General features: G+C 56.4%; 9 protein-coding genes. 7 read left to right on the top strand and 2 right to left on the bottom strand.

Annotated elements, in window-relative coordinates; translation table 11 throughout:
• Positions 1-363: 363 nt before the first annotated feature.
• On the bottom strand, positions 364-1,425 hold the full coding sequence (locus QVF11_RS17470; protein WP_103073007.1) for a phage portal protein: 1,062 nt from the start codon (positions 1,423-1,425) through the stop codon (positions 364-366).
• The gene (locus QVF11_RS17465; RefSeq protein ID WP_287858452.1) at positions 1,419-3,146 is read right to left on the bottom strand and encodes a terminase large subunit domain-containing protein; all 1,728 of its coding nucleotides are present in this window, start codon (positions 3,144-3,146) and stop codon (positions 1,419-1,421) included. Before QVF11_RS17465 ends, QVF11_RS17470 begins: the two co-directional genes overlap by 7 nt.
• A 156-nt stretch (positions 3,147-3,302) precedes the next feature.
• Between QVF11_RS17465 and QVF11_RS17460 the strand changes: the two genes are divergently transcribed.
• From QVF11_RS17460 to QVF11_RS17430, 7 genes are all read left to right on the top strand, one after another.
• Entirely contained in the window at positions 3,303-4,142 is an 840-nt protein-coding gene (locus tag QVF11_RS17460) for a GPO family capsid scaffolding protein (protein WP_239604963.1), read from the top strand.
• A 9-nt stretch (positions 4,143-4,151) separates the two neighbouring features.
• On the top strand, positions 4,152-5,186 hold the full coding sequence (locus QVF11_RS17455; RefSeq protein WP_287858449.1) for a phage major capsid protein, P2 family: 1,035 nt from the start codon (positions 4,152-4,154) through the stop codon (positions 5,184-5,186).
• A gap of 49 nt (positions 5,187-5,235) precedes the next feature.
• On the top strand, positions 5,236-6,093 hold the full coding sequence (gene gpM, locus QVF11_RS17450; RefSeq protein WP_287858448.1) for a phage terminase small subunit: 858 nt from the start codon (positions 5,236-5,238) through the stop codon (positions 6,091-6,093).
• A gap of 112 nt (positions 6,094-6,205) precedes the next feature.
• Positions 6,206-6,721, top strand: a complete 516-nt coding sequence (locus QVF11_RS17445) for a head completion/stabilization protein (RefSeq protein WP_196520119.1) — start codon at positions 6,206-6,208, stop codon at positions 6,719-6,721.
• Positions 6,721-6,921, top strand: coding sequence for a tail protein X (locus QVF11_RS17440; RefSeq protein ID WP_045854925.1), 201 nt, complete (start codon positions 6,721-6,723; stop codon positions 6,919-6,921). The genes QVF11_RS17445 and QVF11_RS17440 overlap by 1 nt, the downstream gene beginning before the upstream one ends.
• Entirely contained in the window at positions 6,912-7,196 is a 285-nt protein-coding gene (locus QVF11_RS17435) for a hypothetical protein (protein WP_004213110.1), read from the top strand. Before QVF11_RS17440 ends, QVF11_RS17435 begins: the two co-directional genes overlap by 10 nt.
• On the top strand, positions 7,193-7,738 hold the full coding sequence (locus QVF11_RS17430; protein WP_287858446.1) for a lysozyme: 546 nt from the start codon (positions 7,193-7,195) through the stop codon (positions 7,736-7,738). Before QVF11_RS17435 ends, QVF11_RS17430 begins: the two co-directional genes overlap by 4 nt.
• Positions 7,739-7,859: the final 121 nt, after the last annotated feature.

Raw genomic sequence — 7,859 nt, 5'->3', positions numbered from 1 at the left:
TGAAAAATCGGAACTCTCAAAAAGTGCGTGGAACTAAAGCTGGGATACTTACACTTGGTCGACGGTTTCAAGCTCGATTATATGTATGCAAGAAAAACGGCAGGATAGCTGCGCGCAGGTGACGGGGGGCAAGCCCCCGCAAACGGGTTAGGGTAGGGAAGGCGGCAGAATACGCAATTTCACGGGTTCTGCGTCACGGTGAGCGGTGATTTTAGGTAGAGGCATGCCTCGCGCAGAAAAAAAGCAGCGATGCGTAGAGGGCAGCTGATGCGGGATTTTTTAAGCAGAAAAGATGAGGCCAGCGAAAACGCTGGCCTGTTATAAATGTCTGATGTTGTTCAAAGAAAGTGAATTCTCTAGCGGTTATTTCTCTGGAGAAAGCAACGCATAAGGGTTGAAACGGATCACCTCTTCTCCTAGCCACTCGTTGACCACCTTCAGGGCCTCCATTACGGGCGTCAGCTCGTTGATAGCGTAGACCCGTGCGGCCTTCTCGATATCCCCAAACGATCCATTTCCTGCTGGCATGGCGCCCATCAGCTGTGGCGGGATACGGTGCGCCGCGAGTATGTCGTCCCTGGTGGCATTCTTAATGTTGATAAACTCATCTTTAGCCGTAATCTGTTGAAACGGAAGGATCTGAACGCCATCCTTGCCGCCGCCTGGCGCATGCAGTAGTACGTTTTTAAATGCCCCTTTTCCACGCGCGCCGGTCAGTGTCTCTTTGACCGTTTTCATGCTTTTATCGTCAACCTGTCCCGCACCAATATAGACAATACACCCCGCGTGGGAGCCGTTGTCGTAATACAGCTTGCGGAACATGTCAGCGGAGTGTGACAAACTGGCCGCCAGCAGCGCTGCCATATATTCGGGCATGCCGTAGACCTCCTGATTAATGTCCGGATTCAGAACGTGACACACTGAACCCGGTTTAAACGAGTGTTCCTCTTTCCAGCGCCGGATGAACCAGTATTGATCGAGGTCCGTACTCCCGCGCCGGGTGTATTTCGCCAGTGAATGCCGGAAGGGAAGTGGCCCGCCCAGGCGATTGCGCGGGAGTTCAAGGTAGGCATTGCCAAACGTGAACCAGTCCAGCGCGAAGGCCGAGAAGGTCTGACGGTTGAGCAGCTTGTGCGGGATAAAACAGCCGGTGAGCACATTACGTTTGAAGTACAGGGCAGACTCATGCCAGGCGCTCTGGCGCGGAGCTTTAGCCAGCCCATAAAAATCTACCGGTGTTTCATAGTATCGCCCGTTATCCAGGCAATAGAGATTGTCCAGCAGGTCGGCCATATCACGTACCGGATAAGGCCCGTCAAAGCTGAATGCAGTTAACTCAGGATCGGCCTTCAGTGACTCCGCAATGTCAGAACCGGCGGTGCTGGTTATCGGCTTTTTACCGTATTTCTTTTTCACAGTTACCATCCCATTGCGAAACCACCGCCGCCACTTTCCTGGCCCAACGGTTCATTGATAATCGAAAGCATGGTTGCCCACGCCATATCGCCATGGCTTACGCCGCGCGTTCGGTCAGTTTCGTAAGTGATGAAACCGCCGGGTGTAACAACTTTGCGAATAGCGTTGAAGGCTCTGACCAGACCCTGCTCGCTGCGGTCATATTCCCAGCGGCCGGCGCGTATAACCTGCAACATTTTGAGGACTAGGGCGCGCTTAGAAGAGAGGCTCATCTGGTAGCAAATAGCCGCCGGGAACCAGTTTTTAACAATCTGCCAGACCGCCTCCCCGACGCCTTGCCCGTCAATGGCGATGTGAGTGACGTTGTAGCGCTCGGCTGCCTCTTTGATGACCGCCGCCTGCTGCTCAAATTCAAGTCCTCGCAGTTGCTTCAATTCAACCGTGCGAAACCGGCCGCCAGCCACAAGGGGAGGGACCGTCACGGACAGAGCACCGGCATCACCATTGCCGCTGCTGCCGTTGGCGTCGTAGCCCAGCCACACCTCACGTTGACCCATAGGGCGACTGGCGAACGGTTTCCAGTCTGGCCAGTCGTCATATCCGTCAGCGCCACACCCCAGTAACTGGCTAAGATTGAACGCGCTTTCGCCGTCTTTGACGAACTCGCACATGTACAGGTTTTCAAATTCATCGGGACTGTTTTCGTCCCTGATTTCATCAATGTCGGTGTAGTCCCAGCCGTTGTTGATAGCGTCCTGAATAGTGACGATCTGCCGCCACGTTTTGTCCGGGTAAAGCACGCCGCTATGCGTTTTCTTCCAGGACACGTCAAAATCAACGCGCTGCGCTTTAGGCCGTTTCGCATTCCACCGATCGCCGGTCCAGAACTGATAGGCTTCATGGCTTTCGCTGGATGGCGTGGAGAAGTAAGTACGCGTTAAGCCTTTGAGCGTTGCCATAGCGCCGGCAACCTTACGCAGATTGATAAAGTTACCGGTCCAGAAAAACTCATCAAATCGCAGGTGCCCCGTGTAGGACTGCGCGGTCGCAGCTGATGTCCCGAGAAAATGCAGCTCCGCGCCGTTTGACAGCGTGATTTGCTCGCCGCCTTTAAGTTCGACGTCCACCTCTTCAGCCGCTTTGCGGATGAAGTTGCGGAACTGTAGCGCTTGCTTTCGTGATGCTGACAGAAAGATTTGGTTGCGCTGGTAGTCGTGCTTAACGTCCGTTCTCAGCGCTCCCAGCAATGCCTCGCGGGCAAAGTACCAGGTCGCCCCAATCTGCCGCGATTTGAGGATCATCCGGTTACGCTGATCTCGTTGTTCGTACCAGCGGCGCTGGTGCCATGCGAGAGAGTCGAGAATTTTTAAGCGCAACTCCTCGATCTGCTCCTCTGAGAAGTGATTTTTCTTCTTGCGTCGACTGGTTTTTTTAACGCCGGTGGTAGTGGAGGCCTGCCCGGTATCTAGCTTTTTCAACTGCCGGGTTAACAGATCAATCTCTTTGAAATCGCCACTGGTTTTATTGTCTTTCGCGCTCAACTGGCAGAGGCGGGTATCAATGGATTGCGTCACCCGTTTGATGGGCGTTGTGTCATCCCATGCGTCGCGCTTTTTCCACGAATAAACCGTGTTTGAGTTGATACCCATTAGTCGCGAAATTTCGGCGGGCGGGTAACCCTGCCAGTAGAGCTGCTTTGCCCTTAATCGAATAAACGCATCCTGAATCATCACTTCCCCCTTTTGAGCAGGGAGATTACCTGCGCGCGATCCCCGCGGCGCGGGGTTTCAGGTCTGGCCGTTCTCCGACAACAAAACCGCGTGGCGCGGGGCTTTCAGGCTCTGCGATGATGCTGCGACTGACACAAACCAACAGGATTAAACAACATGGCCAGCACGACTAAACCCGCCCGCAAGAAGTTTCGCGTTGCGGTTTCCGGCGCCACCGTTGACGGGCGCGAGATCCAGCCGCAGCACCTCCGCGATGCAGCGGCGAGCTACAACCCGGACGTTTACGGCGCCCGCGTCAACGTGGAGCACTATCTCTCTATGCTTCCTGACAGCAATTTCGGCGCCATGGGGGATGTTGCTGCACTGAGCGCGGAGGATATCACCGAGGGGCCGCTGGCCGGTCGTACGGCGCTTTATGCCGAGATCGACGCGTCGGCACGAATGAAGCAGCTCACCGATGAAGGCAAAAAAATCTATTCCAGTATTGAGCTGCATCCGCAGTTTGCACTCAACGGCAAGGCGTATGTGGTCGGACTGGCGATGACGGACACTCCGGCAAGTCTGGGGACTGAGCGCCTTAAATTCGCCGCCCAGCAGCGCGCGCAGGTGATGGCCTTCAATAACCAGCAGATTGAGGCGCCGCTGTTCTCAGATGCGCTTGAAGCTGAAGTGATCGAACTGGCGGCCCAGCGCGGCGAGGAGGGCGTCAGCTGGTTCAACCGCGTGATGGGCATCCTTGGTAAAGGCCAGAAAACAGACGATCAGCGCTTCAGTCAGCTGCATCAGGTTGTTGAAGCTGTTGCGCAATCTCAGGCCGACCAGATCGACCGGTTCAGTGCGCTGGAGCAGGAACGCCAGCAGGACAAAACCACCATTCAGCAACTGACCAGCGAACTTAACGAGCTGCGCGGTCAGCTCCAGCTCCAGCCCGCAGAAAATTACAGCGCACGACCGGCGGCAACCGGCAACGGAAGCGCGCAGCTTGCAGACTTCTAAGAGGTAACCATGGAAAACCAGACCCGCGAACTATTTGATAATTACATTGTGCGCCAGGCACATCTGAACGGCGTTTCACCTTCTGCTGTGACCAAACGTTTTAACGTCGATCCGACAATCCAGCAAAAACTGGAACAGGCCGCCATGGAGTCGGATGACTTCATGAAGCTGGTTAACCACTTTGGGGTTAAAGAGCAGGAAGGGCAGAAAGTAAAAATTGGCAGTAAGGGACCGATGGCGAGCACCAATAACAGCTCGGACGGCACCAACCGCCGTAACCCTGCACCGAACCATAACAAAGAGCCGCAGAACTACCACTGCCGCAAAACCAACTATGACTATGCGCTTTCGTATGCGGAGCTGGACGCATGGGCCGGTCACCCTGAATTTCAGTCATTAATCAGTAATGCGATGGCTCGTCAACTGGGGTTGGATCGCCAGATGATTGGCTTTAATGGCACGCATTACTCTGAAAACTCCGACCGCACGACCTACCCGTTATTGCAGGATTGCGGCGTTGGCTGGCTGCAAAAAATCCGCAATGAAGCGCCGCAGCGCATTATGCCGGGTATCACGCTGACCTCCCGTGATGAGAATAACGCGGTAATTGCGTCAGGCACCTACGGCAATATTGATGCCGCCGTGCTTGATGCGCGTCACAGCCTTATGGATCCCTGGTTCCGCCGCGCTCCCGGCCTGGTGACTGTGCTCTCGTCCGATCTGCTGCTGAAAGTGAACCTGCCGAAAGTGAACGCGCTCAGCCAGACCAATCCGAATACCGAACTGCTGGCCGCGCAGCTCATTGTCAGCCAGGAAAAGATCGGCGGTCTGCCGACGGTCTTTGTCCCGGGCATTCCTGAAGATGTAGTGCTGATCACCAACCTGAAAAACCTCTCTGTGTACTACCAGAAAGGCTCCCTGCGTCGCTCTATCCGGGAAGAGCCGCACTACAACCGCGTGGCGACTTACCAGTCCAGCAATGATGACTATGTCATTGAAGAGTACGGCATGATTGCCATGATCGACGGCGTGACATTCGCCTGATAATCCCCATCACATGGCGGGCAGCAAGCCCGCCCAGGAGAATGAACCCATGCTGACACCGGCACAAAGACACTTTCAGAAGGTCATGGCAGAGAGGCGGGGCATCAGTGATGAGCGTGACGCGGAGACGCGCACCGCGCATGAGCAGATCCTCTTTCGCCTGCATATGCATAAATCTTCGCTAAGCCAGATCCAGTCCCGCCAGGCGAAGGCCGCTGTAAAGGCCAGCATCCTTCCTGAGTTTCAGGGATGGATTGACGGCACGATCGAGGGCGACAGCGGGCGCGCGGATCCGGTCATCACCACGCTGATGGTGTGGGCGGTGGACTGCTCCGACTATGCGCTGGCGCTGCGTATCGGGCGCTATGTCGTTAAGCATGGCCTGAGCATGCCGGATGACAACTATCGCCGCCCGGCACCCACGGTACTGACCGAGGAAATCTGCAATCCCATTCTGAACCTCGCCACCACGGACGCCGGAGCCGATTTGTCAGGCTATATCCCCATGCTGGACGAGCTGGCCGACATTGTGGCTGACAGTGATATGCCTGATGAGGTCCGCGCGAAGCTGTGCAAGGTGAGGGCGTTTTGCCGTCGGGACACGGAAGACGCGGAAACCAAAGGCGAAGCGCTGAAACTCTTCCGGGAAGCCATGAGCCTGAACCCGGGTTCCGGTGTGAAACGGGAGATATCCTCTCTGGTCAGCACCCTGAAGAAGGTACCGCAGACCAGCGCCGCGGGAGGTGATGCGGAAGATGAGCCTTCATCCAGCGATACAGCGGCAACCGAAACACCCGCAGCAGAAAAAGCAACACGAACGCGCAAGCAGACGAAAACGGCGGCCGGCACCCAAAAAGCTATCCGCAAAACGGCGGCAAAAAAGACAACGAAAACCGCCACAAAGTAAACGCCTGAGCGTAATGAACTGGCCCCGCGCCACAGGCGGCGCGCCCGGCGATCTGCCCGTTCTGCGGTCTTTTTACCGGGAGCCCACCGCCTGACCTACCGGAGAAACGACGATGAGTTTTATCGCGCAGCGCCCCGTCAGACCTGCTGAGAGTGATGTGACGGACGTGGACGACGGCGGCGCACAGATTGCCGTCGGTACTTTCTGGCCTACGGTAAAACTCCACGATCTGCGCCTCGCGGCCCGCATCGCCGGTGATATTACGACTTCCCGATTGATGCATATGGCTACGGAGGCCGCGCTGCACGTCGCGGATCAACTGAAGGACTGGCGGAAGCAAAGGGAAGCGGAAGGCGTGGAATCGCTGGCTTCCGTCCTGCTGACTTCCACCGGTGAATCTGTCGAGCAGATTAACGGCGAAAGCGCAAAAGTCTATCGCTTCCGGCGTGCGGTCTACTCCTTCACGCGCGCCAGCGTACTGGAAGGTTACAGGGACGTTGGCACCACGCCTAAGGGCGACAAGGATGCGGAGGCTCTGGACAGGCAGATCGATGATCTCTGGCGGGACGGGCGCTGGAGTATCGCGGACATTCGGGAAGAAGCCCGTATTTATGCGGAGCTGTTCTGATGAAAGTCAGGGCGCTGCAAAACGACACGGTTGATCAGCTCTGCTGGCGTCATTACGGCAAAACTGCAGGTGTCACGGAGAAGGTGCTCGAAGCCAATCCGGGACTGAGCAACCAGGTTTTTTTGAATGCCGGGCAGGAGATCGAAATGCCCGTGATAACCAGCGAGGTGGAACGGGTAACCGTCCAGTTATGGGAATGACTCTGGATCGTATTAACGAATATTTTGCGTTTGCAACATCCGCCCTGGTGACCGGTGTGGGCGTGATGACCGTCAGCGAAAAGCTGGCGCTGGCTGGCCTTCTTCTGGGGATTGTTTCCGCCGTCCGGCTGGCGATTCATCGCCGCCGCATTGAGCAGGCCAGCCAGCGCCGCAACGACTTGATCGAGCAGATTCTCCGCCAGGCTGAAACCCGCAACCTGTCGGACCGCGAACGGCAGCTGCTGGAGCAACTGCACGGAGACAAACCGGCATGAAGAACATCATCAAAAAATGTTCAATTGCGGTGATTGTGGCCCTGGGCATTTCGCTGGCGCCCGGGAGCGTCAGAACGTCGAAAGAAGGGCAGCAGAAGATCGCCGGTTGGGAAGACTGCCGCAGCACGCCTTATTACTGCACGGCAGGGGTGCTGACGGTGGGCATTGGTTCCACGGGTGGCGTGGAAAACCGCGAATACAGCAACCAGGAAATAGCGCGGCGTTGGGTTAACGATCTGCAACGGGCAGAAAACTGCATTAATAACAATTTCCACGGCGCCGACATGCCGCAGCTCACCTTTGAGGCCATGACGGATGCCGCCCTGAATCTGGGCTGCACCGGGCTGATGTGGTTCACCGATAAAAACGGACGCAAGCAGAGGACCACGATCTGGAAGCATGCTCAGGCTAGGCAATGGCCGCAGATGTGCAACAGGCTTACTGATTTTGTCAATGCGGGCGGTAAGCGCTCCCCCGGGCTGGTTAACCGGTGCAATGACTTTAAAGCCTGGTGCCTGCTGGGCCTGAGAACGCCGTCATGAGGGCGGGCAGTGTGATTGTAATGCTTGTCCTGCTGGCCGCTGTCTTGTGGCAGACCGACCAGCTTAGCGAGGCCCGGACCCGCAACAAGCTGCTGACCGAAACGGCGACCGGTTACGACCA

Origin of the sequence: Klebsiella sp., from assembly GCF_027492335.1 — a bacterium.
GTDB classification, from domain to species: domain Bacteria; phylum Pseudomonadota; class Gammaproteobacteria; order Enterobacterales; family Enterobacteriaceae; genus Klebsiella; species Klebsiella huaxiensis.
Note: the sequence above shows the minus strand (reverse complement) of the source record. Positions and strands in the feature narration are given on the sequence as shown.